The organism is Pseudoalteromonas sp. A757 (assembly GCF_004103285.1).
GTDB classification, from domain to species: Bacteria; Pseudomonadota; Gammaproteobacteria; order Enterobacterales; family Alteromonadaceae; genus Pseudoalteromonas; species Pseudoalteromonas galatheae.
In genome coordinates this window covers 1-26536 of record NZ_QNQN01000052.1, presented here as the reverse complement: position 1 = coordinate 26536, position 26536 = coordinate 1, and the positions used below count along the sequence as shown (strand labels likewise).

The 26536-nt window shown below is 43.2% G+C and carries 21 protein-coding genes; 14 read left to right on the top strand and 7 right to left on the bottom strand.

Going from position 1 to position 26536, the window contains the following annotated elements; translation table 11 throughout:
* Positions 1-59: 59 nt before the first annotated feature.
* The 3 genes from DRB05_RS02020 (at position 60) to DRB05_RS22880 (ending at position 2346) form a co-directional block, all read left to right on the top strand.
* Positions 60-866, top strand: coding sequence for a GGDEF domain-containing protein (locus DRB05_RS02020; protein ID WP_240036189.1), 807 nt, complete (start codon positions 60-62; stop codon positions 864-866).
* 174 nt (positions 867-1040) lie between these two features.
* Positions 1041-2123, top strand: a complete 1083-nt coding sequence (locus tag DRB05_RS02015) for a methyl-accepting chemotaxis protein (RefSeq protein WP_128725452.1) — start codon at positions 1041-1043, stop codon at positions 2121-2123.
* A gap of 52 nt (positions 2124-2175) precedes the next feature.
* A complete protein-coding gene (locus DRB05_RS22880; protein ID WP_239966246.1) occupies positions 2176-2346 on the top strand; it encodes a hypothetical protein in 171 nt (56 codons plus the stop codon).
* A gap of 79 nt (positions 2347-2425) precedes the next feature.
* On the opposite strand, the gene DRB05_RS22875 is transcribed toward DRB05_RS22880, so the two are convergent.
* Positions 2426-2689 (bottom strand): hypothetical protein, encoded by a 264-nt coding sequence (locus DRB05_RS22875; RefSeq protein ID WP_240036188.1) that lies wholly within the window; start codon positions 2687-2689, stop codon positions 2426-2428.
* On the opposite strand from DRB05_RS22875, the gene DRB05_RS02005 reads away from it, so the two are divergent.
* Positions 2688-3470 (top strand): Rossmann-like fold-containing protein, encoded by a 783-nt coding sequence (locus DRB05_RS02005; RefSeq protein ID WP_128725451.1) that lies wholly within the window; start codon positions 2688-2690, stop codon positions 3468-3470. The genes DRB05_RS22875 and DRB05_RS02005 overlap by 2 nt on opposite strands.
* Positions 3471-3655: 185 nt before the next feature.
* Positions 3656-4504, top strand: coding sequence for a DMT family transporter (locus DRB05_RS02000; protein ID WP_128725450.1), 849 nt, complete (start codon positions 3656-3658; stop codon positions 4502-4504).
* A gap of 82 nt (positions 4505-4586) precedes the next feature.
* Here DRB05_RS02000 and DRB05_RS01995 read toward each other — a convergent pair whose 3' ends face one another.
* Both DRB05_RS01995 and DRB05_RS01990 read right to left on the bottom strand, forming a co-directional pair.
* Positions 4587-5195 (bottom strand): MarC family protein, encoded by a 609-nt coding sequence (locus tag DRB05_RS01995; protein WP_128725449.1) that lies wholly within the window; start codon positions 5193-5195, stop codon positions 4587-4589.
* A 336-nt stretch (positions 5196-5531) separates the two neighbouring features.
* The gene (locus DRB05_RS01990; RefSeq protein WP_209319229.1) at positions 5532-7979 is read right to left on the bottom strand and encodes a prolyl oligopeptidase family serine peptidase; all 2448 of its coding nucleotides are present in this window, start codon (positions 7977-7979) and stop codon (positions 5532-5534) included.
* Between the two features lie 173 nt (positions 7980-8152).
* Between DRB05_RS01990 and DRB05_RS01985 the strand changes: the two genes are divergently transcribed.
* The 4 genes from DRB05_RS01985 to DRB05_RS01970 all read left to right on the top strand — a co-directional run bounded on the left by DRB05_RS01985 (position 8153) and on the right by DRB05_RS01970 (position 15329).
* Positions 8153-9163 carry a LacI family DNA-binding transcriptional regulator gene (locus DRB05_RS01985; protein WP_128725447.1) on the top strand — a complete coding sequence of 337 codons (1011 nt, stop codon included), beginning with the start codon at positions 8153-8155 and terminating at the stop codon, positions 9161-9163.
* Between the two features lie 332 nt (positions 9164-9495).
* On the top strand, positions 9496-10722 hold the full coding sequence (locus DRB05_RS01980) for a threonine/serine exporter family protein (RefSeq protein WP_128725446.1): 1227 nt from the start codon (positions 9496-9498) through the stop codon (positions 10720-10722).
* Between the two features lie 443 nt (positions 10723-11165).
* Positions 11166-13742 (top strand): TonB-dependent receptor, encoded by a 2577-nt coding sequence (locus tag DRB05_RS01975; RefSeq protein WP_128725445.1) that lies wholly within the window; start codon positions 11166-11168, stop codon positions 13740-13742.
* A gap of 306 nt (positions 13743-14048) precedes the next feature.
* Positions 14049-15329 (top strand): TonB family protein, encoded by a 1281-nt coding sequence (locus DRB05_RS01970; protein WP_240036187.1) that lies wholly within the window; start codon positions 14049-14051, stop codon positions 15327-15329.
* A 37-nt stretch (positions 15330-15366) separates the two neighbouring features.
* Here DRB05_RS01970 and DRB05_RS01965 read toward each other — a convergent pair whose 3' ends face one another.
* Positions 15367-17472: a winged helix-turn-helix domain-containing protein gene (locus DRB05_RS01965; protein ID WP_128725443.1), complete on the bottom strand. Its 2106-nt coding sequence runs from the start codon at positions 17470-17472 to the stop codon at positions 15367-15369.
* A 99-nt stretch (positions 17473-17571) separates the two neighbouring features.
* Between DRB05_RS01965 and DRB05_RS01960 the strand changes: the two genes are divergently transcribed.
* Positions 17572-20172, top strand: a complete 2601-nt coding sequence (locus DRB05_RS01960; protein WP_128725442.1) for a TonB-dependent receptor — start codon at positions 17572-17574, stop codon at positions 20170-20172.
* Here the strand turns inward: DRB05_RS01960 and DRB05_RS01955 are convergent.
* Complete coding sequence (locus tag DRB05_RS01955) at positions 20155-21060, bottom strand: LysR family transcriptional regulator (RefSeq protein ID WP_128725441.1); 906 nt, start codon at positions 21058-21060, stop codon at positions 20155-20157. The genes DRB05_RS01960 and DRB05_RS01955 overlap by 18 nt on opposite strands.
* A 96-nt stretch (positions 21061-21156) precedes the next feature.
* Between DRB05_RS01955 and DRB05_RS01950 the strand changes: the two genes are divergently transcribed.
* From DRB05_RS01950 to DRB05_RS01940, 3 genes are all read left to right on the top strand, one after another.
* Positions 21157-21462 carry a hypothetical protein gene (locus DRB05_RS01950; RefSeq protein ID WP_128725440.1) on the top strand — a complete coding sequence of 102 codons (306 nt, stop codon included), beginning with the start codon at positions 21157-21159 and terminating at the stop codon, positions 21460-21462.
* A gap of 134 nt (positions 21463-21596) precedes the next feature.
* Positions 21597-23651: a S9 family peptidase gene (locus DRB05_RS01945; protein ID WP_128725439.1), complete on the top strand. Its 2055-nt coding sequence runs from the start codon at positions 21597-21599 to the stop codon at positions 23649-23651.
* Positions 23652-23715: 64 nt separating this feature from the next.
* The gene (locus DRB05_RS01940; RefSeq protein ID WP_128725438.1) at positions 23716-24261 is read left to right on the top strand and encodes a GNAT family N-acetyltransferase; all 546 of its coding nucleotides are present in this window, start codon (positions 23716-23718) and stop codon (positions 24259-24261) included.
* Positions 24262-24288: 27 nt separating this feature from the next.
* On the opposite strand, the gene DRB05_RS01935 is transcribed toward DRB05_RS01940, so the two are convergent.
* A complete protein-coding gene (locus DRB05_RS01935; protein WP_128725483.1) occupies positions 24289-24540 on the bottom strand; it encodes a TIGR03643 family protein in 252 nt (83 codons plus the stop codon).
* Positions 24541-24595: 55 nt separating this feature from the next.
* Positions 24596-24754 carry a hypothetical protein gene (locus DRB05_RS22710; RefSeq protein WP_162847776.1) on the bottom strand — a complete coding sequence of 53 codons (159 nt, stop codon included), beginning with the start codon at positions 24752-24754 and terminating at the stop codon, positions 24596-24598.
* A 963-nt stretch (positions 24755-25717) separates the two neighbouring features.
* On the opposite strand from DRB05_RS22710, the gene DRB05_RS01925 reads away from it, so the two are divergent.
* Entirely contained in the window at positions 25718-26164 is a 447-nt protein-coding gene (locus DRB05_RS01925; RefSeq protein ID WP_128725437.1) for an Hsp20 family protein, read from the top strand.
* Positions 26165-26536 lie beyond the last annotated feature (372 nt).

The following is a 26536-nucleotide window of genomic DNA, read 5'->3' as shown; positions in this document are numbered from 1 at the left end:
ATATCACCAAGGGTCACAGCGCTTTGATAAGAACGACTTTGCTGCCGCTGGTAATATGGGTGGCCATCATCGCTTTTGGTGGCTACATGTACTATATCGGTCATTACGAATACGAGAGCTACGAAGAGCTATTTTGGTTTGGTATCTCCTTCACTTTATTCAACTTGATCACCAAAGAAATCGCAAGCCAATTCTTGCGCCTCGCACTACTTGTGTATTGTGTGGGACTACTCCTTGATATTATTGATAATTTTACCGACGGTTTTTCCATCCCCTTACTAAGCTTTGACACATCTTTGAAAAATATCGGCTTTTTACTCATCAGCTTTGGCTTTTATTGTATGATCACCAATAAAAGAGCCAGTATTACAGAGCTAAAGAAAGAAGTAGAAAGAAGAAAGCTATTAGAAGAGCGGATGCGGTATGAGGCAAATCATGATGTGATGACCGGCGTTGGTAGTCGCCGCGCATGTTTTGAAGGCTTACAAGCACATCGCTTTGATAATCAATGGCTGCTCTATCTAGACTTAGATAATTTTAAACAAGTCAACGATAACTATGGTCATCATATTGGTGATGAAGTTTTAATTAAATTTACTCAAAATATGAAAGAGTACTTTGGCTTAGATCACAGCTTTCGTATCGGAGGTGACGAATTTATTGCCTATATTAATGCGGTGCTTCCAGATACAGACGAAGTGAGAGCGGCACTATTAAAGGGATTAGACGATTACAAAATTAACGTCAGTATTGGAGTGGTCAAAGTTGACCCAGCTAAACAAGCAGATCTCATCATCCACGAAGCCGATGAGCATATGTATGGCGATAAACGTGGAAAATCACTCAGATCCAGTGCTAGAGGATGATGCATTAGCACGGATTTATTGACAGAATCTCAATGGTGCTTAGCGCCCAGAAACCTAATCCAAATTCTACACTAACTTCTCTAAATTTATACGTTTTTTAAAGCTCAAAGAGGTAGCACTATGGCAGAATGATTGCTAAGCTTGCGTTAAAATAAAGTTACAAGGTAAGCCAGCATGTTTGCAAGATTATTTACAAACAATGAAACCCAACAAGCCTTATTAGCCGCGCAACAAGAGGTTGCCAGTTTAAAACAGGCTAATGCGCAGTTAACCTCTGAAAATGAGGCATTAAAGCAGGAAATCGTAGGTACACAAGCTGCGCTCAATGATAATACTGACAATCAGCTACTGCAGTGTGCGTTGAATGGATTAAGCCAAGTGCAGGGAATACGAGAAACTGTTCTTGCAAGCTTTATGAGTATTGAAGAAGAAAGCCATTCAATTGAGCAAGTAAACTCCGCCTTTTCTAAATCTGAAACCGCATTGCGTAAAATACTGGCTGGAATGGAGCAGCTCGGCAGCAATATGGAAAAAATGACTAGCAATATTTCTGGCTTATCACAGATGGCTGATAGCATTAATACCTTTGTTACGACGATTTCAAAAATTTCAGATCAAACGAATCTGCTAGCGCTCAATGCTGCTATTGAAGCCGCCCGAGCAGGTGAAGCAGGCCGTGGCTTTTCGGTTGTCGCCGATGAGGTGCGCGCACTGGCAACCAATACCAATGAATCCGCTAACGAAGTCTCCGATTTAGTCAAAAAAATCATCGATACAACTCACACAACAGTGAGTGCTGTAGAAGAAATTCAAGCGTCTAATATCACGCTATCTGACAGTATTGGACACCTAAACGATGAATACGAAGGGATTGTAAGTTGTTGTGATTCAATGAAAGACACCATTTTGGTCTCTACTACTCAAACCTTTATCCAGACCGTAAAGCTTGATCATGTCGTTTGGAAAGGAGACGTATACAACGTGATTATTGGTAATAGCCATAAAAATATCAGCGACTTTGCCGATCATACGATGTGCCGCTTAGGTAAGTGGTTTGGTGGCGATGGCGCCCAAAAGTTTGGCGGTCACAACGCGTTTAAACGCCTAGAAGCTCCGCATAAAGAAGTCCATAGAGCTGGTGTAGAAGCAATGAAAAAGTTTAAAGCAGGCGATTCTCAAGGCGCAGTTAAACAGCTTAACCAAATGGAACATGCCAGCGTTGAAGTAATGGACTTACTCGATCAACTAGGGCATTGATAAGAAGCACTACAGGGCTTTTCAATTTACCCGCTTAACGTAAAGGAAATCAATGCAAGACCACACGAAACGACTGATAAGCTGTATTTTCCTTTCAACATTCGCGGGTATTGCTATTTTTACCGCAGTTGCACATCTTTCATGTATTTATTTGGGTGCTAGTTGCTATCGTGCGCAACTTGCCCCAACAGATATTATCGACTCCGCCATCGCTGGCACTTAGTATGCGCCGACAGCAACCGTTTTTATCTCTGCATTATTTCTAACCACTGCCGCCTACGCACTTTCCACCCTCAAGTGGATCAACCATTAACTATGCTTCGCCCCGCCATCTTTACTATTTCAACGTTATGTTTAGTAAGGGGAGCAATTACACTGCCGCTAGCCATAGTTTTCCCCGAAAAAACCACCAGTTTTGCAATTGTGGCTGGAGGTGTTTGGTTTTTGACTGGTGTATTTTGTCTAGTTGGTTTTAAACTAATAAATCCTTCAGAAAAGAGCCAATTGCTACAAGATAACTGCCTAGTTTGATAAACTCCTCCTTTTACTGATTTAGACTGTTTCATGATACTCGATAAAAACTGGCGTATTCTTACCGTTGGCGATGGCGATTTAAGCTTTTCATATTCATTAGCAAAACATTGTGCGCCAGCCCACCTTACTGCCAGTGTGTACGATAGTGAAAATGAACTTAAGCATAAATATCAAGATAACGCATTTGATAAGCTGCATGATTTAGGGGTTAATGTAGTGACTCAATTTGATGTCACTGAGGCACATTGTTGGCAAAAAGTGTCGCCGCATGCCTTTGATGCAGTTATTTTTCAATTTCCTCTCATTCCTGCATTTGATTCGTTTGAAAGCTTCCAAAACCAGACCTTGAGCGTTAACAGCCTCAATCGGAAATTACTGCGAGAATTCTTAATAAACGCAACGGCTTATGCACTTGACCCAAAGGGCGCTCAGCTCGGGATCATTACCTCAAAAGACGTAAAGCCATATATTGAGTGGAATTTAGAAGGCAGCCTGATCAACGGACTTGAACAATATTACCTCGGCCAATCTCGATTTGAGATTTCACAGTTCCCAGAATATCAAATTCGTAATGTCGACCGTGATAAACACGTAAAAGACACCAGCGGTATTAGCTATTATTGGTCTGTTAACCCAGCTCACGCCATCAAAGAAAAGCTCAAAGTACCTAATTATTTGAGTGATGATTACTGCACCATTTGTAGAGCGGGCCCTTTTATCAATGACAGCGATAAGCTCGCGCACTTGGACTCGAAAAAGCATAAAAATATGCAAAGGCATGAAAGTGCTTGGCTCAACTACCTGAGTACGTAAACAAAATTTGAACGATAACAAAAAGAAAACCCTGAAAATCAAAAGTAAATAAATCAACAAATAACCATTTCAAAAACCAAGAAAGGCATAAAATATACAAAAGTAATTGAGCCATTATTTAGACACGATTAGACTAGCCTTATATCGCCATTTTTAAGCTTGTTATTTATCTTATTGGGGTCTCAATGCCACTACTTAGCCGCGACTTTGTCATTGCGATTTTATGCCTGCTTTGCGCTATGGTCACCATTCAATCCGGTGCCTCTATTGCCAAGCAGTTATTTCCGTTTGTTGGACCCGAGGGTACCACAGCATATCGCCTTGGATTTTCAGCTCTTATTTTATGTTTGGTGTTCAAACCTTGGCGTCATTTACCAGCAAACTGGCGACCACTTATCGTTTATGGTCTATGCTTGGGCGGAATGAATATCACCTTTTACTACGCCATTGAGCGTATTCCTATTGGTATTGGTGTGGCATTAGAGTTTACCGGGCCGCTTGCCGTAGCGCTGTTTTCATCTAAACGGAAACGTGATTATTTGTGGGTTGCATTTGCTATTTTAGGGATCTTGTTATTGTTACCAGATCTTGGCGATGTCAATGGTTTAGACCCAGTCGGCGTTGCTTTAGCCTTGGTTGCTGGCGCTTGTTGGGCGGGATATATTCTCTATGGTAAGCGCTCAGGCAATGAAAGTTCCGGCGGGGTGACTGTGGCAATCGGCATGACGGTTGCGGCCCTTGCTATCGTGCCGTTTGGTATGGTTTCACAAGGTGCTGCACTGCTTGATTGGTCACTGATCCCATTAGGTATCGCGATTGGTTTATTATCCAGTGCCCTGCCTTATAGCCTTGAAATGGTAGCACTTCGAAAAATACCTGCACAAGGGTTTAGTATTTTAATGAGTGTTGAACCTGCGGTTGCGGCGTTGGCCGGCTTTTTAATTCTTGGAGAGTTACTGACCGTTTGGCAATGGCTTGCCATTTTTATGGTGATCACAGCATCTGTTGGCAGCTCAGTATCGAGCAAAGAGTGAATTCACAGAAAGGAAGGCTTCGATAACGAAGCCTCTTCTGCTCTCCAAGCGAACGAGAAAGTAAGCTGATCATCTAGATTACTTATAATCCAAAATATGCTTTTAAGCCTGAAAGCGTATTTGTCGTCGCGACGGATGCTAGGATCAATCCCATTACTCGGCTGATAACACTCGCACCACCATTACCAATAATGCGGTGCATGAAGCTGGCACATAACATCAACACACACACTATGGCTAAAACTAACAGCATCATAGCAACCGTCTGCACTTGTTCCCAAATATTGAATCTAGCATTTTCTGTTAATAAAACAGCAGCAAGCATTGCACCTGGGCCAGCTATTGACGGCACAGCCAAAGGGAAAATAGCCGTATCATTATGACTTTTGACCATTCTCACCTCTTCTTCAGGCTTACTTTCACCGAAGATCATCGACAATGCAAAAAGAAACAGCACAATTCCACCCGCAATCTGAAAGGCAGACAGAGGTATTCCCATTGCAGTTAGAATAAGTTCACCTGCAACAACAAAAAAGACCAGAATTGCCGCAGATACAAGCGTGGCAAAAAGGGCTATTTTCCGTTTTTGTACTTCGTCATAGTTTTTAGTAACAGCAATAAAAACAGGGACTGTCCCGATGGGATCTATAACAGCAAAAAAGAAAATAAATGTAGCGAGTAAATCAATCATTGTGTACTACCTTTAGCACGGTGTTCATATCTGTTCTCTATCATTGACCACGAGAAACTCGATCCAGCTTCTGACATTCTAAAAAACAATAATTAACCTGAACTCATCATAACAACATGTTTTCTAGCAGCTGTTACCCCTTACTACAGAGTTAAATCTGTTTGCAATAGACAAGCTACTGACATACAAATTTGCCTTGTATTAAAAAACAACATCTTGCTAGAGCGATATTACACTTTCAACCATGGATATTTTAGTTTATTAACTAACTTTTCATCCAGAGTTCAGGTTACTTAGTTTTAATCTAAGCGCAGTACAGCGCTTAACTTAAAGAGTTTACTGCTCAACAATAGCTTGCGTTGAAATAGCAATCGGCTCTGTCGGAGACACTTCCATATCTTCTTGCTTTTCTTTTGGAAACAAATAGGTATCAAGCCACTGCTCTTGCTCCCAAAGTACATGTAAAATACTTTCACGTGCTTTATAGCCATGGCCTTCTTCTGGCAACATCACTAGCCTTGCATTACCACCTAAGCCATTCATTGCAGCAAACATACGTTTAGATTGCATAGGAAAAGTACCTGAATTTGGATCTTCCTCTCCATGGATCATCAACATAGGTTCGTTGATTTTTTCCGCGTGGAAAAAAGGCGACATGTTGGCATAGACGTTTTGCGCTTCCCAGAAGTTACGCGGCTCCCCCTGAAAACCAAACGGCGTCAAGGTGCGATTATATGCCCCGCTTCGCGCAATGCCAGTGGCAAACAAGTCACTATGGGCGAGTAAGTTAGCCACCATAAATGCTCCATAAGAATGCCCTGCAATCGCAATGCGCTTAGGATCTGCTATCCCTTTTTCTACTAAGGTATCAACAGCTGCCTTTGCACTGGCAACCAATTGCTGCCTAAATGTATCATTTGGTTGCGCGTCACCTGCCCCAATTATCGGCATCGTCGGATCATCAAAAACTGCAATACCTTTTGCTAAATACGGCATTGGTCCCCAATAGCCAATATATGGAAATTGGTAAGGTGATTCGCGCACCTGCGAAGCAACGGCTTTATCTTTAAACTCAAGCGGATAAGCCCACATCAGCACAGGTATACGACCTTTTGATGGGTCATAATCAGTGGGAAGATAAAGATTACCAGACAGCTCAACGCCATCATCACGTTTGTACTTGATTTGCTCTTTTACAACGCCTTTAAATGCAGGATAAGGGTGCGCAAACTTAGTTAGCTGCTCCAAAGTATCAAACTGCAAATCACGGACAAAAAAGTTAGGTTGTTCTTGGCGTGACTCACGCACGGTAATAAAGCGCATACCTTCGTCATCTAACATTGCACGCACTCTTTCGTAATAAGGTTCGCTCGACTGCCAAATACGAGTTGAAGTGTTGGTTTTTACGTCAAAACGATCTAAAAAAGGAATGTTGCCTTTCTCAGATGCACCGTTGCCCGTTAAAAACAAATACCTGCCTCCAACTAGCTTCAATACTCTTGAACCTAAATCACTATTTTCATATACAAAGTTGCCAGGATCTTTGTATGCATCATTATAACTGCGCTCTGAGAACACCACTCGATTTTGCTCTGGATTACGCGGAGAAAATACTGACGAACGGACACTGCGATCGGCAAAGCGCCATTCATTCAAAATCGCAACATTATTATCGGCCCATTCAATACTCGAAAAACGACGTTCTACTTTTGCGAAAAGTTCAGGTTCTTTTTTGAATGGCGAACTAATCGTATAAAGGTGGTCATGATAGTCAACCTTCGCACTCATATCCCCACCATCTTGCGCTTCGGCCCATATTAGCGTCGCGCCATGGTCGTCACGCCACTGGATCTTTCGCGGCCCTTCTCTCACGCTATCAAAGCCCGCAGGCAGTGCGTCGGCTAGTGGCTGCCTTGTAACTTCAAATAATGGATAACCGCGCATTCCCCACACTTGCCATACCGCTGGAAAGCGGCTGTAAGGCACTTGGAATGAAAAAGGATCGGCCATCATACCAACCACTAGATTGGTAGAGTCTGGCGAAACCGAGAAGTGTTTAAGGTATGTTGGGTTACCAATTTGCTGCGCATTAGCATTCAGGTTTAGCTTAATTAACTGTCCCTCAGAATAGAACTTAAATAGCTGAATATCGTAAGGACTAGACAATAAATTCTGATAAGTGCGTGTTGATGCTTTTTTACCTGATGTGGTTTGTACGATTGGCGTTAAGCTAGATTTATCTTTTGCGCTTGGTTGTTTGCCATGATTAATAGCAATATTCGCAATAATTGCTGTGCTATCTGGCAGCCAGCGGTACGGAGTTGAAGTCACCACGCCATTTAATGTTGATTGAGTGAGCTGCTTAAGATTACGCTGCTCAATATCGTAAGTCCAAAGCGTAGCACTATTCTCTTGTTCAAGAATAAACGCAAGATAGCGGCTATCTGCACTCCAGCTTGGCGACTTGATCTTGCCTTTTGGTAGACCTGTCACTTTAACTAAAGCACCGGTTGCCACATGTTTAAACTCAATAGAACTATATTGGCGGCTGGAGGTCCTCATAAAGGTTTTCGGATTGAACTTTATCCCAGCAAGCGCTTGTTCTGGCTGCCCAAGCTCTTCGAGCGTAAGCACCCTATTGCGCTGTAACAATGCCAACCAATTGCCATTCGCACTCAATTTAGAGGTTGGGATCAATGGCGCATCGACAAGCTTTGCCAGCTCTGGCGAAGGTGTCATGTAGCCCTGCTCTTGTGCACATACCGTATATGATACGGCGGTCATTAATATGATAAATGTGATTTGTTTTAATAATTTCACTGTATTTACCTATCTTCGGCGTTTAGCGGGTGATCATATAACGATTATCGGGAAATGTGCATAGATTTGCGATTTAATGCGATGAAAACTTGATGTACACTTAGTCACTTAACCAGCCATAATTGATACGAATTAGCATGAACAACGATAAAAAACTCGCTAAGGTTACCATTTTTGATGTTGCCGAAGAGGCACAAGTTTCTAAATCAACAGTATCCCTTGTCCTAACCCATAGTGATAAAGTCAGCGATAAAAGCAAAGAGAAAGTACTAAAAGCAATCGAAAAACTGGGTTACGTTTATAATCGCGATGCAGCAGCGCTACGTAGTAAAAAGTCTAATCTTGTTGCGCTTGTTATCAACGACTTAACTAACCCGTACTCTGCTCAGCTTGCCGTCGGATTAGAAAAGCATATTTACGCATTAGGTATGGTGCCTATGCTGGTAAATACAGGTGAAGATTTTAGTCGCCAGCGCCAAGTCGTAAACACACTAAAAGAATACAATGTTTGTGCCTTTGTTATGGTGCCTGCACCAAGTACCCCACGAGAGTGGCTGGATCAACTGGCTGACTCTGGATTTCCAGTTATTACCATTATGCGTGAAGTGGCCTTTGCTAAAGCCCCCTGTATTCTACCTGACAATAAAAAAGGGACTCACCTAGCAACGACCCACCTCATTGAGCAAGGCATAAAAGACATTGCTTTTCTAGGTGGTACTCCCGAAATTTCAGATTACCATGAGCGACTATCTGGCTTCCAAAGCGCTTTAAAGCTCAATGGATTAAATGAAGCGCAACCCGCAATCGCTGCTCCAACCAATCGTCAAGGGGGCCGAGAAGCGTTTAATACCCTCATTGCTAACCATAAAGAGATAAAAGCTATCGTTTGCTTTAGTGACGTCATAGCATACGGTGCAATTGAAGCCATGCGCGAACACGGACTGGTGCCTGGCGAGGACATCAAAGTTGTCGGTTTTGATGACTTGCAAGACTCTCAACTTATGAAACCCGCATTAACGAGTGTCAGAATTGATGCCGACGATATAGGTAAGCGAACATGCCATACACTATCCGAAATTTTAAACAAATCGCAACCTGCCGTTAGAACCCTAGTGGATGTGTCATTACAGATCAGAGAATCATCGTAACTCTTAGCACTTAGCAATAAATGTAGCGCTGATACCTGTTTATAAAAAATGCAAATATTTGCGGCCAAAACTATAGACATTACTGAGAATCTGGATAGAATTCGCAGCAATCTTGGCCGCCAAATTTACCTATGCAAATAGTCTGTTGCGAATATCAAATTCGTGAGCAAAAACATCACTAAAATCTAGAGTGATATGTATCTTACTAGCAGCGCGTACCCATGATGAGCTCTGTTTGATTTTTTTAATTTCAAACACCATACTTTTTTAACATTTTCGCCAATTCGCTTCATTCAGTAGAATTGGCATTACACATTTAAGGTTCTTTTTCGTTGAATAACGCAACCTTCACAGAGAAACGCCGCTTTATTGTGAAGTTAGGCAAAATGCTTCACAAATACGGTACCCCTGCCTATCGACTCGAAGCACATTTAATGGAAATAGCCACTCACTTAGGGCTAAAGTCTTCCTTTGTTATGTCTCCGACATCGGTCACTTTTGTAATTTGGACCGAAGGTCATGAAGAAGAATATACCCATGTGGCACGTGTTGATCCCGGCGATCATGATTTAGGTTCATTGGCAGATACGGATGACGTCGCAACACGCGTATTATCTGGTGAGCTTTCAATCCAAGAAGCCGAACAAAACCTTGAAGCCATTTTGCATGCAAGTCCCCCATATAATAAGTTAATGACGGGTCTTGCATTTGCAACCTCAAGTGGTGCGTTTGCGATGCTGATGGGAACTAGCTGGAATGACGTTTGGTGGTCAGCACTAATATCGCTTGTGGTCTACATATTCGTGCTTTGGGCGAGTATTTCCAAACGCGTAACACATATGCTTGAACCTTTGGTCGCCATCGTATCAGCGGTTGCTGCTTGCGCAGTGTCTGTGTACATTGACCCGCAGGTCAACATCCGTTTGGTAGTACTTTCAGCCATTATCGTGTTTATACCTGGCTTGGCGCTGGCACTTGGATTTGCTGAATTATCGGCTCGGCACTTAGTGTCAGGTACCGCAAGAGTCATGGACTCTATTATGTTGCTCTTTAAGCTCTACTTCGGTGCATTTTTGGGGATCAGTTTAGGTTTTGCGTTTTTTGGTCAAGTTGATTTTATACAACCATCACCATTACCGCGCTGGACAGCTTGGCTTGCAGTACTATTACTTTGTAGCAGCCTAGTTGTTATCTTTAGAACAAAACTACGCCATGCAAGTTGGTCACTCGCATCAGGCTTTATCGCCTACGCAGCCAGTATCAGTTCTGCGGTTTACTTTGATTACGCACTTGGTACTTTTGTTGGTGCATTTGCAGTGGGTGTCTTTAGTAATATCTTTAACCGTGTGGTAAATGCCCCAGCGTCCATTGTGGCGATGCAAGGTTTGATTGTGTTGGTCCCTGGTTCTAAAACCTATATTGGACTTAATTCATTGATCGAAGGTCAAAGTTTTGTTCATGCGGATCATATTGGCCAACAAACCTTCTTAATATTTATGTCTCTTATCGCTGGCCTCATCTTCTCAAACGTTGTGCTGCCACCTAAAAAGAGCTTATAACATTCGAAAAGAACTGGAAAGGCAACTTTCCAGTTCTTTGTAGTTGTGAATGTTAACAAAAAATCAAGCAAAACCATTCCAGTAAACTTAACTTAAACCACAAAACTTCCAACTTAAATTATTTTATATCCATATATTTCAATTAAATAAAGATAATTAAACTAGAAAATCGTTAAATTCATAACTATTCATTTCAATTCAAGATTTAACAAACCCCGCTGGTGTTTAATCTTTCTCGAGGTCAACCTCTCAATCACAAGTAATACCAATTATCTTAATTAAGTGGTCTATTTTGAGGCGAGAAAACCTTGTCGATAACAAGGCAAAAATTTTGCTATTTAGTTGCTCTAAATAAGAAATTTTTAACGCTGTTAGCGTCAGATTTACTCCTTCAAACTGAGCAAGTATTAAGGCTAATTGGTATATGCACTCAAGGGGAATGTATGTTTCGCAATAATAAGAAAAAACTGGCTGTATTAATCAGCCAATCTTTGCTCGGCTCGGTACTTTTTGCACCGGGTCTAGCACTCGCTGAAGAAAGCAATAATCAAAAAGCAGCTAAAAATGGTGACGTTGAAGTTATTCAAGTCAGAGGGATCCGTGGTAGCGTTGTTCAATCACTCAATACAAAAAGATACTCTGACGCCATTGTCGATGCAGTAACAGCCGAGGACATTGGCAAATTTCCAGATCAAAACGTTGCCGAATCACTACAACGAATTACTGGTGTTTCAATCACCCGTAGTTTTGGTGAAGGTGAACGCGTTAGTATTCGAGGCACAGGTGAAAGCCAAAACCGGACCTTATTGAATGGTCAAGCCGTTGGTTCTGCGGATTGGTGGACCAACTCAGCGGCGAGCCGTGGTTTTAACTATACGATGTTACCCTCTGAAATCATTTCTGGGCTTGAAGTTTACAAATCACCCGAAGCCGATATTGACGAAGGCTCTATTGGTGGAACCGTGATTGTGAGAACTCGTAAGCCGCTTGATTTAGAAGCAAATAAGATTGCAGGTTCAATTATCGCACAGCACAGCGAAGTATCAGGTGAAACCGACCCGCAACTTTCTGCTATGTACAACTTTAAGACCGATGATGAGTCTTTTGGCGCCTTACTTTCCGTTGTGCGCCAAGAGCGTAACTTACGCCGTGATGGTATTGAAGCATGGTCTTGGACCTATCGTGATATCACACTTGAAGACGGTACCGTCGTCGACAATGTCTACAGCCCTGGCGGTGGTGGCTCAGCTATGTTCTCACAGCAGCGCGTGCGCACGGGTATAAACCTCGCCTTGCAATATCGTCCAAGTGAAAATATGGACATTGTATTCAATGCGTTAGACTCTACGCTTGAAGCCGATAATGAAAACCAAAACTTCCTCTGGTTACCCGGTTACGGCGGCTCACAATACACTGACATTACCGTTATCGACCACCCCGTAGTTGGAAAGATGGCCGTCGGCGGTACACTTGGATTATCTCCAGATGGGAATAACATTCTGGATGAGACCAAAGTACGTAACTCTGAGCTCAAAACCAAATCGTACGACTTAAAAGTTGAGCATCAAGGGCAACTTTGGGAATCTTCATATCACTTAGGTTACACAGAAGGTTCGGGGGGTTCACAAGCGGATCGCTCCGTTGGTTGGGAAGGTAACTATATTCACAGCTTTGATGCGTCACAAGAGGAAGACGTAAAGACCAGTTACACTGCCGATCCAAACGATGGTGATAAATGGAATTTAGGCTTTTTACGCTATGACAGCAATGACGCGAAAGATGATGAAACTTACTTTCAAGCCGATTTTAAGCGTCCAATTGATGTTGCTATCTTCAGCCAGATAAAAGTCGGCTTTAAATACCGTGATCACAGTCGTTTTAATACTAAGCACACAACGGACAATCGTACCGACTTAAACTGGAGTCTAGCTGACTACTCTAAAGCCATGCCATCTGATTACCTATCAGGCATAGGCTCATCGGGCACAACGCGCAGCTATGCAATTACTGATTCAGATAAAATACGCCAAGAAGGTGATGCGCTGGGTTGGAATTACCGAGTGTTGAAGGCCAGTACTTTCGATATCAATGAAAAAATTACCGCAGGCTACATTAAAGCGAACCTGGATGCAGATGGCCTACGCGGTAATTTAGGTGTAAGACTTGTAAATACCAAGCAAACCTCATCCGCGTTTGCAGGTGAGTCCGGTGCTGAGGTATGGACAACGGAAGAAAAGGACTACTTCGACATTCTTCCGAGCATTAACTTGGCGATTGACTTAGATGACGATTTATTAATGCGTTTTTCTGCCGCACGAGTTATGTCTCGCCCAGATTACGCCGATATGACGGCATCAACTTCATACAACCTAGAAACACAAACTGGCACTGGTGGTAATCCTGACATCGACCCATATCGAGCGACGCAGTTTGATACCGGTATCGAGTGGTACTTTAGTGACGCAGGTCTGTTTTCTGCGGTATTTTTCTACAAAGACATTCAGTCGTTTATCGAGAGCCAACCAGCACTTGAAACTCACGAAGGTAAAGAAGTGCTGATCAGCCGCCCTGTTAATGGGAAAGCAGGCCGCATTCAAGGCCTAGAAGTGGGTTATCAACAAGAGCTATACGAAGGTTTTGGCGTTGCAGCTAACTATACCTATGTAGACGGTGAAGCCAAAGATGATGAAGGTAACGACATCACTATCCCAGGCAACTCTGAGCATACCGTTAACTTGAGTTCTTATTATGAAAACGAATTCATTAGTGCCCGTATCTCATACAACTTCAGAACAGGGTATGATACAGGTCGCGACTGGCCAGGATACATTGACGATTATGGTCAAGTAGATGCCAACCTCACCTATAACTACAATGAGAATGTGGCATTTATTCTTGAGGCCATCAACTTGACGGATGAACATACATTTAGCTATCAGGAAAAGGGAGTTGAGCAGGCACTAACAGGTGTCTATGCCGATGGAAGGCGCTTTAGCGCGGGGGTTAGATTTAACTTCTAACACCGAATAGCGAATGAAACTTTTGCTGCTAAATCTGGTCTTATTAGCTGTAAAGAAATAGTTTCATGACTCGAATTAAGTCGCTTCCAAGCTAACACAGGTTCGACTTAGTAAACTCCCTGCCCGGAGTTCCAAAAAGCTGATAGCGTTTGCTATCAGCTTTTATTATTTAAATTTCCCTTATATTGTGGTTATATAGCCTTTTCAAAATGACCATAGCAACCCCAAAGAGCAGTCCGAGGATGAGTAATCAATAAAATGCGCAACAATCTCATTTCTGGGCTTATTTTTTCATTTTTTCTAAGCATGAGCTGGCTGACAAAAGCCGATCTTTACGATGCTACCCTCGCCTATCAGAATGAAGAGTTCACGCATGCATTTTCTGAATTCAATCGCCTAGCTCAATTAGGTAATGCAGACGCCATGTATAATCTTGGGGTGATGTATTTGTACGGTCAAGGAACCCAGCAAAGTGCCGCAAATGCCTTTGCTTGGTTTTCATTGGCTAAAGAATTCGGTATTGCAGAAGCCTTTCAAACTGCGCAACTCGTTTTGCAGCAGTCCGATGACCAGAGTGGTCTAAAGGATTTCGTAACACTTCAAAAAAACCGTTTGGCAGATACCTACTTACTTGACTCAACGCTTGCCCGACTCAAACAACCCAATATCATTTCTACGCCGAGTAAAACTCACGATGTATTGCCTGACTACCCTGATGAGGCCGTACGACAAGGAATTGAGGGCTGGGTTTGGTTAGAGTTTGATATCGACCAAAGCGGTAAGGCAATCAATATTGAGGTCGTAGATAGCTACCCCAAGCATATATTCACCGCTAGCCTGTTAAATGCGGTAGAGAAGTGGCGATATACGGGTCCAAAGCAAGCACACACCTTGATTTACCATTTTGCGACGTATAAAGGCGAGCAATACCGCGAAACCTTAGCCATTCAAAAAAAGGCCTACGAAAAACAGCTTAAGCAGAATATCGATGCGGCAGAGCGTGGTGTGGCGCAAGTACAATACTATATTGCTAACTGGTTGAGTATGAAAGATTACAACGCGTATCAGCTACTGCGCTATCACTGGCGATCTGAAGAGCCACAAAATGAATTATATTTAGCCGCAGCCAAAAATGGCTTGGACTTGGCACAATATCGCTTAGCGACTCAGCTTATCAATGTGGGAGAACATCGACTTAGTGTACTTTGGCTAGAACATGCAGCACAAACCATGGATATCGCAAAATATCGCTTAGCAAGATCACTGCTCACAAACGAAGAGCAGCAAGATACTCCACGTGCGCTAAAAGTACTTACCGAGGCCTCGAATAATGGCCATTTGCGCTCCACACTTTTATTAGCAAACACTTATCTAACTCGTCTCAAGGACAAAACTCAGGCCAAAACTTGGCTGCGTCATGGTCTCACCATCGATCCCGAACACCCTGAACTGCTTCTACTGTCTGCCAAGCTTACAGACAATCAGATAGAAGCCAAAAAGCTTGCCTCACAAGCATTGAAGTCGGCATCACAGCGAAATTGGAGTAGTAAAGCAATACGCTCATTCCAGCAAAAGCTAGCTAACTAACTTTTTATCTACACTGAGCTTCGTAACATTACTGTCTTCATCGGTCACCGTACTCCAGTAATACAATGTCACTTTCATAGTTGTTGATCCGATTGAATACTACCTGACTGCCATCAAAGCTTGATAATACCTGTAACTCGGTAAACCCCGCATAAAGGTGTAACCCAATTGGTTGAATTTCTTCGACCTTGTTTTCACTACTTAAATAGCGATAAAGCACCAATTGGTGGCCTCTTTTCAGTACAAAGTAGACCCCGTCTCGGTATACTGCTGGCTGGTAAAGAGATAAAGACCCACGTAACTGCTCTACATCAATTGTTTCAGCCAGCGCAGCAACTAGGTATTCCCTAACTTGTTCTTTGTACCCCACAAAGCTTGCGTTCTTCTGAGTCAGGGGTAAATCAGACGAATGAGTCACAAAAGGCTGTTGCTCACTACGCCCTTGAGATACGGTAAATTGCCACGCCTGCCACTTGGCTTCAGTTGAGAGCTTCGCTCGATAATACAGGTCTCTGCCATCCTGTGACCAATGCAAGTCGGCAATTTCGGCAAAGTTATCAACTACCTTTTTCACCTCTTTAGTAAACGAGCTTATTAGATACACTTTGTGCGACTTTGATAACACGGCGAGATATTCGTTATTTGGTGACAGCAATAGCAAAATAGGCACTTCTCCCATCGGCATCGTACCAAGCAAACTCGACGTTGGCCGAAAAGCATGTTTGTGCCACAGCTCAAATTGTGGTGCATCATTATTTTTGGCTGTCACCGAGGTATAAACAAAATGTGCGCCATCATCAGATAAAGCGGCAAGTAGGTCCATTCTAGCGGGCGACGTTAACTGCTTTTGCAGCGCTTCGCCTTGTGCATCTACAGCAAGCCGATAAAAGTTAATTTCAGCCACGCCCTCAGTGTGCGCCGAAGCACGCAAGCGCGTATTGACATCAATCTCAGATATCGCACCAAATCCGGCGTATAACAACTGTTGCTCACGACCTTTAAGAACACTCAAATTTTGTTTGGCGATAATAACCGTATCGTCTTGATAACCATGGCTTAATGCCGAAAAAGACTGCTTGGAGAGTGTGGTGGTTTGACTTTCAGAGTCCCCAAGTTGCCCCAGATTTAGGCGATAAACGCCTTGCTCTTTTACCTGATACAACAGCGCTTGTTGGTTAACTTGATAATGTGTTACGTCGCGAATAGGCAAGGCCGTGGTGTTGAGCACTTTAGGATGATTATCCGCGAAAGTGACCGCTACAGATTGCAAATAGGCCCCAGCTTTATCCCAAGACTTAGTGATAAAATGGCCCGCTCGATATTCTAGCCAAGGCGCTGAGTCTTGTGCACTATTACAGCTGCCAAGCACGCTATCGCGCGCTAGTCGCCACATTTCTATTGGACCTTTAACGTGTAACGCCCGTACTTCACAGGAAACCGGATCCGAGCGCGAATAAATCAGCCAGTTACCATCTAAAGACCAACTTGCTGACTCTTCACTATAACCGCTGCTTTTTATCGTATGGGTTGTTTTAGTCTCAAGATCATAGACCGCCAAATCAAATTGATCGGCTCCCTCAGCTAAATAACTGTAGGCTAAATAGTTACCATTTGGAGAAAAGCGCACAAAGACTTCAGCACCCGGTGAGGACGTGATCCGAGTTGCGGTGATGGGCTGCTGTTGCAATTCACTTTGCCATTGCTTGGCAATAAAAACGCCAAGCAAAGTCACCACAAGACCCATAAAAAAACCGAGCAGCGCAAATTGCGCGCCACGCCCGCGAGACAGCTCCTCTACTTGCTCAAGTAGCGTCGGGGCTTTTTTTATTTGTGCAATACATTGATAACCTAGACGTGGTACCGTTTTAATTATTTTTGGCTCGTTTGAACTGTCACCAAGCAGCTTACGTAGCTGTACTACCAGCTGGCTAACAGAGTTATCACTGACGATAGTACCGGGCCATACGATATCTAAGATGGCGTCTCTGGTAACAACCTGTCCCTTGTTAGCAATCAATAGACGCAATAATGCCGCATGCTTCGCTTCGATGCTTCTCCAAGAACCGTCAACACACACAGATAAATTGCTTAGGTCGACAAGTATCTCATTGATTAAAAAACGTTTATCTAAGTTTTCAACCATCAACTACTAAAAATTTGTAAAACTATGGTTAGGCTCGTAATAAAAGCGTATTATGAGTATCAACTAAAGGTAACTTACTCGTATTATAAGTTGAGCACAATGTCAGAATTTCTCATCCGAACAGTTTCTTGTAGCGCATTCTTTATCACAGCTGCAAGTGATGCCGTTGAGCAAAATCAGACAGCTGAAAATACCATAGAACGCATCGAAATCCGTGCCTTCCATGACAGCGTTGTCAAGTCTCTCAGTAATAAACGCCACAATCAACAAGTTTCAGATACGATCAGTGCTGAAGACATAGGTAAGTTTCCAGATAAAAACGTCGCAGAGGCGCTGCAACGGATCACCGGTATCTCACTCTCTCGAGCACAAGGTGAGGGTGAGCGGATCGGCGTGCGAGGCACAACCCCCGAGCAAAATAGAACCTATTTGAATGGTCAATATCTCGCCTCCGCTGATTGGTGGATCTCAAGTCAGCCAAGCCGAGGTTTTAATTTTACCTTATTACCCAGTGAAATCGTCTCTAGTCTTGAGGTGTTCAAAACACCACAAGCTATGCAGGATGAAGGTTCGTTAGGTGGTGCAATCAATATAAAAACCCGCGACCCTCTGCTTACGCCTTCAGGCTATGGCGTTATTACAGCCCAGTTCCAATACAGTGACTTGAGCGATAAACTCGACCCACAATTATCTGCAATTTATAACTACCATAGCGAAACTGGCGACTATGCTGTGCTTTTTACCGCAACACGACGAGATCGCAGCCTCAGACGCGACGGCCTAGAATCGTGGGGATGGCACGATAGGACATTATACCTAGGTGAAGGTGATACTTGGTATGCCACCCAGCAGACCCCACAAGATAAAAGCCAGACGTTGTGGTTTCCAGGAGGTGGGGGTTCGGCAATTTTTCAGCAGCAAAGAGAATTGCAGGCTTATACAGTCAATGCCGCGTTCCAGCTTTCCCCACGGCTTAGGTTAAATAGCCACTTACTTTATTCTCATCTAAACGCAGACAACAACAATCAAAACTTTCTCTGGCAAAGTGCAAAGTCTATTGACCTAGGCGGCGGGGTAACCGATTTACACGTACAAGATGATACTTTGGTGGGCGCCCACTATTTACCCACAGCTGCGCCGTTCAATACCAGCATGGAAGCCATTTGGCGAGACTCGCAGATCAGCACTAAAAGTGCTCATCTAGACTTAGTCTATAACGGTATTTATTGGTCGAGCCAATTTCAAGTAGGTCTAAGCCACGGCTCAGGTGGCACTACAGAAGACATCACGTCACAGTTTTCTGCTAACACCCGCTTTCATGTTGATACGTCAATGCGAAAGAACATCGTCGCAAGTTATGGGATTTCACCGTTAGATGCACCGAGCTGGTTTATCACCGAAGCTCGAAATGACAGCCAAGATGGCAAAGATAAATCATACTTCGCGCAAGCCGATTTTGCGTACGATATCGACTTTAAACAGGTCGACGCGATTAAATTTGGCATTAAACTCAAGGACCATCAACGGGACTTTTTGCGCTATCGCTCCAAAGATGGAGGGCTTGATGGTCTAGCCGGCGAGCTTGGCACTACACTGGCCGCCTATCCGGGCACTTTTGTAGTTGATTATTTGCGCGGCGTAGGTAGTGCAAACACCTTAAAAAACTACAGTTATGCCGATATTACGCTGCTCGCCAAAGACTTCGATACGCTCAATTTTGAACAAGAGATAGAAAAAGCCAGTCGTTTTCATATTACAGAAAAAACCGCCGCCGCTTACGGTCAAATGCAACTCGCTGGTGAATCCCATGCAGCCAACATTGGGGTACGGGTGGTCAAAACCTTTCAAGACTCTGCCGCATTTAAACGTGTCGCCTCCCCCATCGAAGCGCCCGACAGCTATGTTTGGCATGAAGAATCTCGGGATTACATCGATATTCTACCCAGCGCCAATATCAAGTTTGATTTAAGCGAAAGTCTGGTTGGCCGTTTTTCCGTTGCGCGCGTCATGTCACGAGCGCAATTTCATCACCTTATGCCCTCAACCAATTACAACGTGACCCAAGCTCAAGGACAAGGTGGTAACGCCAGTCTAGATCCATATAGAGCGGCGCAGTTTGATGCCAGCCTTGAGTGGTACTTTGACGATGCAGGACTCGCCTCAATCGCCTTATTTAACAAGGATGTGGAGTCTTTTATTGAATTTGAGAGAAAACTTGAACGTCATGAAGGCATTTTGATGTCTATCGATAGGCCCAGTAATGGCGCTGGCGGCAGCATCCGTGGCGTTGAACTAAGTTACCAGCAAACACTTGCGTACGGATTTGGGCTAATCGCCAATTACACCTACGTTGATGGCGAACGTGACAACGCTGACGTTGGCTTACAGGACAAAGTGCCTGGCACCTCAAAACACAGCGCTAACCTTACCGCTTACTACGAGAACCACCAATTTAGCGCACGGCTTAGCTATAATTATCGAACCCAGTTTGCCACCGGTGTAGGCGAGACCATGATGGATAATTACGGCCAATTAGACGGTAGCCTCACGGTGAAATTGAGTGATAACCTCGATGCGCAATTTGAGTTTATTAATTTAACCGACGAACAAATATACACCTATGATCGCAACGAGTATGCACCAACAGGGGTATATGTGAACGGTCGGCGCTACTACGTGGGGCTAAGATACCAATTCTGATTTGCATGATAACTGCGCCTGTAAAAACCCTAAGAATAGGTCCAGCTTGGCAGAGTGCTCTCGTTTCACTTTATATATGGCATGCAAAGTAACTTCGGGCCTTTTTTGATCGGGAAACAGCTCAACCAAAGCGCCCGAATCGATATCTCGTTGACAGAAATAAGACGGTAGCATGGCAATCCCCAATCCTGCCAACACCGCCTCTCGAATGTGAAAGCGACTATTCGCTATCAAATTACCTTGCAAAGCGTAACTCCGGGTTCCGTCATGCCAACTATCTTCAACATGATTAAGCTTTGATAACAACATGTTATGCCTACTCAGTTCGTCCAACTGCTCGGGTTTCCCGTGTGCCGCCAAATAACTGGGAGCAGCAACAAAAGTCGAGTTTATATTGATTAATTTCAAGACATAAAATTGACTATCTTTGAGTGCAGCAGACAGCCTAAAAGCCACATCAATCTCGTCTTCGATTAAATCCTGATTTGCTGCGGTAAACATCAGCTCAAGTTTTATTTGTGGATAGCGCTTTTGAAAATCGATACAGATTTGGCTCAATAGCATACGACCTATCGTATTCGGAAAGGTAATTTTTAGATGCCCGGATTGATGCACACCAACCTGTTCGACTTCTTCTTCCAAATCGCGTAGCGCGCGAAGGATCTTTTTCCCTTTTTCATAAACCAACTTACCGGCATCAGACAATGCGAGTCTGCGAGTTGTTCGATTTAGAAGTACTTGTCCGTATGACGATTCTAGCTGTGCTATCGATTTGCTCACCGCTGATGTCGTGGTACCGAGCTGTTCTGCTGCTCGACTAAAGGAGCGCAGCTCAGCGACACAACACAATATTTTAAGTAGGTGAAGTTTATCGTATTCCTTTCTCATTCTTTCCTCTTAGGAAAAAGTCTTTACACCAAATGAATATATATTAACTACAAATAAAAAGTAAACTTACCTCAAAAGAAAATTAAGGACATCAACATGATCACCACATCGTGCCACTGCGCTCAGATCCACTATCGTATTTTCACTACAACAACAGTCAACGAAATATGCACTGGTGTGCAGTTTATTCAGGCTCACGGTCTTATCGAAAACCCTTGTAAATCTCTCGAACGATTTGTGGTGCCACATTCGAAAGATCAAACCATCCAAGAGCATGGTTTTTGCAAACACTGCGGTGCTTCTATCTACATTATGGATGACAAAGGCAACATTTCGTATGCACTTAATCACCTTATGTCGTTTCAGACTGATTATTCAGGCGCGCTGAATTTTGGCCTATAAAAGATAGCTTCTTCGCTTTATCAGGCTTAACCGACAATTAATCGCAAACATTGGTTTTTATTCTAGTGACAAGTAGAATGCCTAAAAACTTCATCTTGAAGTTACAACAAGTGAATGAAAATTTAGGATAAATAATGAAACTACTTAAGTCTGCTTTGGCTTTAGCAATGGGCTTCACCAGTGCTGCGAGCCTCGCAAGCGATACCATCACCATTGAAGACATCCCAAAGATCCAATCGGTAAGCTCAACGTCGGTGAGTCCTGACGGCGAACTCGTTGCTTTTACCCGCTCGGTACCACGTGAGCTTTACATTGACCAAAATGGTTCCAATTACAGTGAACTTTATGTGGTTGACGACGAAGGTGTAGAGCGCCCATTTATCACAGGCAAAGTGAGTATCTCAAGCATCTCTTGGTCATCCGACGGTCAATTTATTTATTTCCTTACCAAGAAAAAAGAAGACAAGCAACGCGCTCTTTATCGCATCGCGGTAAACGGTGGGGAAGCACAGAAAGTGCTTTCACTAAAAGGAACTGGGATCTCGGCTTATAGCCTAAGCCCTGACGGTAAACAGGTTGCAATCCTTGCAATGCCAGCTGCTGATAAGTCAGAAAAAGAGCTGAAAAAGCTTGGCTTTATGGCTGAAGTGTATGAACTGGGTTTAAAAAACAAACAGCTTCATATCATTGATCTTGCAGCATCAGAAAAACCGCTGACCCCTGCGATACTGGACATCGAAGCCTATGTGAGTGAAATCAACTGGGCTGACGATGCCTCTAAATTACTTGTAAAAACGCAGCCAACAGCGCTCATTGATGACAAGTATATGAAGTCACAATGGCATGTACTTGATGCGAAAACACAACAAATTACCACTTCATTCAAAACAGAAGGTAAGCTTGGTACTGCAGAGTTTTCACACGATGGTAAATACATCGCGATTTTAGGCGCTGAAGATAAGCATGACCCTGCAACTGGTCGCTTATACCTTGCCGATGCACAAAGTGGCAAAGTAGAAGAGTGGATCCCGAACTTTATGGGTCACATCGCTGACTTTGAGTGGTCAAACCGGAAAAACCAGCTGACTTTTGTCGCAAACGTCGGCACTGAAAGTTTTGTTGGCCAAATTAAAGTTGGCTCGAACAAATACAAGAAACTTATCAAAGAAGGTAAGTTTATTGCATCGAATCTATCTATCTCTGATTCAGACAAAACCATTGCCCTACGTGCAAACACCGCTAAGCACCCAAATGAGGTGTTTATGATCCGCTCGAGTAAAGCGACTCGTCTATCGAATTCTAACCCATGGTTGGATAACAAACGTTTTGCAAAGCAAGAGGCAGTTAACTTCAAAGCCCGTGATGGCGTTGAAATTGGTGGCGTATTAATTTATCCACTTGATTATCAAGAAGGTACACGTTACCCACTGATCATGTCAGTGCACGGTGGCCCAGAAAGCCACGATAAAAATGGTTGGCTAACAAGTTATTCAGATCCAGGTCAAATGGGTGCGGCACGTGGCTATGCGGTATTCTATCCAAACTACCGTGGTTCGACAGGTAAAGGCGTTGATTACTCAAAACTTGGCCAAGGCGACTACGCAGGTAAAGAATTTGACGACTTGGTAGATATGAAAGAATACTTAGTCAACACAGGTTTAGTAGACACTAAACGTGTTGGTATTACCGGTGGCTCTTACGGCGGTTATGCCTCTGCTTGGGGTGCTACAAAACTCACTGAGCACTTCGCAGCAAGCGTGATGTTTGTTGGCGTAACTAACCAACTTTCTAAGTTTGGTACTACCGATATCTCAAACGAAATGTACTTAGTCCACGCTCGCTCTTACCCTTGGGATAAGTGGCAGTGGTACTTAGAGCGCAGTCCGATTTACTGGGCTGGTCAATCGAAGACGCCATTACTAATTATGCATGGTAAAGATGACCCGCGTGTACACCCAGCGCAATCTATGGAGCTATATCGCTACATGAAAGTGCAAGGTAAAGACGTACGTCTAGTTTACTATCCAGGCGAAGGTCACGGTAACCGCAAAGCAGCGGCTCAATACGATTACAGCCTGCGCTTAATGCGCTGGATGGACAACTACCTAATCGAAGGCAAAAAAGACATGCCAGATTATGAAATTGACCACGCGGCGAAGCTAAAAGCCGTTAAAGACGCAAATAAATAAGTAAGCAAGCGGCTTATTGTTTGAGGGCGCGAATTTGCGCCCTTTTTATCAAGGAAAAAAGATATTGCAATTAACTACAATCCAACTCGACACCGAGCGATTCACACTTAGACCCTTAAACTCAGAAGACGCCGAAGCGCTATTTGCCATATTTTCAGACGCAGACGTCATGCGCTATTGGAACACACCACCTTGGGATAGCCTTGACGATGCAACGCAATTTATCAAGCAATCACGCGAAGATTTAACTACGCAACAAGCGATCGCACTGGCCATTGTTTCAAAAAGTGATGAAACAGTAATTGGTAAATGTTTACTGTTTAGCTGGGATAAAGAGTCACGTCGCGCCGAAATTGGCTTTGGTATTGCCAAATCTCACTGGGGGCAAGGTGTCATTCAAGAAGCGGGCTCCGCGCTCATTGACTGTGCTTTCTCAACACTGAAGTTGAGGCGTATTGAAGCAGAGATTGATCCCGCTAATATTGGCTCAACCAAAGTACTCACAAAGCTTGGATTTACTAAAGAAGGCCACTTACGCGCTCGCTGGGAAATCGCTGGTGAAATTTCAGACTCAGTACTCTACGGCTTACTCGCTAGCGACCTTCAATAAAGCAAAGACGAGGGTCTAGATAAAGCGTTACCTGTGTTTGTATTGGGTTTTGCAATACCCGCGATTAACCGCTTTGCTTCTAAGTTTAATATGCTTTGTGTTGCGCCCACTTACTCGTTGCCTCCATAGTCTAAAACTACTGGGCTTTAGGCTACTACGCATCAATTTGATCACTTCTGGCTCACTCAGTTCAAACTGTCGCTCGATAGCTTCAAATGGCGTTCTATCTTCCCACGCCATTTCTATGATCCTGGAAATTTCTGAGTCACTAAATTGCACTTGCTTTATCTTGTATTGATTAAAAGCAAAGATACGTAGCGAGTAGCTCGTTCGATTAAAAATACTTACGGCCGACAACTATTCCTATGGCAATGCCGATAGGCAAAGCATACATGATTTGCCCAGATGCAACGCCCACGGCTGTGCCAATCCCAACCCCGACAGCAATCCCTAAACCAACTTTTCGATTAGTACTTTTCTTATCATATTTCATTAGCTGCACCTTCATCTAAATCAATTTTTAATGTGACAATGTAACGAGATAAAGTAAATAGTCTTGAAAATAAAACATGTTGTTCAACTACTGGCCTTGTTGTCTAAACTAGGTCTGCAAAAGTGGTAGAAAACATCTTGTTTGCCAACGCCACAATACGCCCACTTTTTTCGCGACAGGTGCAATTGCTAATGAGCACACATGCCAGCCGTTTTTAGAAGCGGCAGCCGTTGCCATCAACGAATTATGGAAATTAGTCGAGAAAAAGTTAGCGCATCAAGCATTTTAAGGCGACTATCAGATTTTCTCAGCGGATTATACTGGCTGTATATACACGTTGGCGCGCCTATTTTTCAGTCAAAATTGTCACTCCAGAAAGGCCAGCAAAACGTTAGCAGCGGTTATTCAACAATGTTTTGAAGGACTATATAAAAGAAATACTAAAAAGTTGGATGCGATTTTCCACGCTAATACAGTGCTCAAAGCTCCAAGTATGAGGCACACTAAATCATAGTAGCTAGATTTGGTTTACTCTCGACACTTAACAAAGAATGCAACTCAGCTTGTGGTGGGCATTCTTATAAAGCGCCGCAAGATACTTTTGTTGTCATCGAGGAAGCTGAAACTGAGGCATAGGATTTTATCAAAAAATCTATGTTGCGACCGCAAAACTGAAGCGCTAAATAACCTGAACAGTGGATCATTAATGCACTAAAAGAGAGATATCAGATGGTGCTTCTTTACCTACAAAGACAATTTTCTTGAAAAAGAATCTTATAAAATTCAGGTAAATAAAAACTTTTTTAAAAAAGTTTCTTGAAAAAGATTTGCCTCGTCCATAGATAGTATTGTGAGGACGCCGACAGGGTCCCAACCCAAACTAAGTAAATGTTTTATATGCTATTTATTGGCTTCTTATGAAGCAATAAATAGCTTAATTATCGCTTTATGAGGATACAAATTATGCGTACAGTAGACCTATCTCCACTTTATCGTTCATTCATCGGTTTTGACCATTTAGCACAGTTAATGGATGCGGCATCACGCAACGAAAAGCAGCCAAGCTTTCCGCCATATAACATCGAAGCCACCGGTGAAGACAAATACCAAATTACCATGGCTGTTGCTGGATTTACCGAGCAAGAGCTGAGCCTTGAGTCAGAAAACAATACTCTGACAGTCAAAGGCGAAAAGCAAAACAAAGAAGACAAAGCTGAGCGTAAATTTATCCATCAAGGTATCGCAGAGCGTAACTTTGAGCGCAAATTCCAGCTTGGCGATCACGTCAAGGTGATTGCCGCAGGACTTGAAAACGGCCTGTTAGTCATTGACCTTGAGCGCGAAATTCCAGAAGCACTTAAGCCAAGAAAGATTGAAATTGGCAAAAGCAATCTCATCGAAAATAAATAATCGATTGAGGTCACTTCCCCCTGTTTTTACATGATGTCACGTTTCCAAGTCGCCTTCGGGCGACTTTTTTGTTTTGAGTTGCTAGTTTACCCATTTTATAGTGTTGAGTACGTTTTGAGCTAGCTGTGTTAAGCTCAGTTCCAATCGCCAGCTCAATTCGCCTTGCCTAAAAAGTGTAGGCATCTTAGTGCGAGCAGGAAACGCAGTTATCTCCAAAACGCTCTGGCTAGATAAGGGAATAATTTAAGATGAGTTTAAAAACATGAATTAGCTAAATTAGCTAAATTAGCTAAATTAGTGTGATTACCAAGGGATACTGACGGTATAAGTACCAAGCGATTTTGACGTAATCACACTATCAATGTTGCCGAG

Bases quoted from the DNA above. Each gene is read 5' to 3' on its own strand.
- DRB05_RS02015 (WP_128725452.1), top strand. From the start codon at position 1,041: ATGTTTGCAAGATTATTTACAAACAATGAAACCCAACAAGCCTTATTA.
- DRB05_RS01970 (WP_240036187.1), top strand. From the start codon at position 14,049: ATGAGCTGGCTGACAAAAGCCGATCTTTACGATGCTACCCTCGCCTAT.
- DRB05_RS01985 (WP_128725447.1), top strand. From the start codon at position 8,153: ATGAACAACGATAAAAAACTCGCTAAGGTTACCATTTTTGATGTTGCC.
- DRB05_RS01960 (WP_128725442.1), top strand. From the start codon at position 17,572: ATGTCAGAATTTCTCATCCGAACAGTTTCTTGTAGCGCATTCTTTATC.
- DRB05_RS02000 (WP_128725450.1), top strand. From the start codon at position 3,656: ATGCCACTACTTAGCCGCGACTTTGTCATTGCGATTTTATGCCTGCTT.
- DRB05_RS22880 (WP_239966246.1), top strand. From the start codon at position 2,176: ATGCAAGACCACACGAAACGACTGATAAGCTGTATTTTCCTTTCAACA.
- DRB05_RS01950 (WP_128725440.1), top strand. From the start codon at position 21,157: ATGATCACCACATCGTGCCACTGCGCTCAGATCCACTATCGTATTTTC.
- DRB05_RS01925 (WP_128725437.1), top strand. From the start codon at position 25,718: ATGCGTACAGTAGACCTATCTCCACTTTATCGTTCATTCATCGGTTTT.
- DRB05_RS01945 (WP_128725439.1), top strand. From the start codon at position 21,597: ATGAAACTACTTAAGTCTGCTTTGGCTTTAGCAATGGGCTTCACCAGT.
- DRB05_RS01990 (WP_209319229.1), bottom strand. From the start codon at position 7,979: ATGACCGCCGTATCATATACGGTATGTGCACAAGAGCAGGGCTACATG.
- DRB05_RS01975 (WP_128725445.1), top strand. From the start codon at position 11,166: ATGTTTCGCAATAATAAGAAAAAACTGGCTGTATTAATCAGCCAATCT.
- DRB05_RS01995 (WP_128725449.1), bottom strand. From the start codon at position 5,195: ATGATTGATTTACTCGCTACATTTATTTTCTTTTTTGCTGTTATAGAT.
- DRB05_RS22875 (WP_240036188.1), bottom strand. From the start codon at position 2,689: ATGAAACAGTCTAAATCAGTAAAAGGAGGAGTTTATCAAACTAGGCAG.
- DRB05_RS22710 (WP_162847776.1), bottom strand. From the start codon at position 24,754: ATGAAATATGATAAGAAAAGTACTAATCGAAAAGTTGGTTTAGGGATT.
- DRB05_RS01965 (WP_128725443.1), bottom strand. From the start codon at position 17,472: ATGGTTGAAAACTTAGATAAACGTTTTTTAATCAATGAGATACTTGTC.
- DRB05_RS02005 (WP_128725451.1), top strand. From the start codon at position 2,688: ATGATACTCGATAAAAACTGGCGTATTCTTACCGTTGGCGATGGCGAT.
- DRB05_RS01955 (WP_128725441.1), bottom strand. From the start codon at position 21,060: ATGAGAAAGGAATACGATAAACTTCACCTACTTAAAATATTGTGTTGT.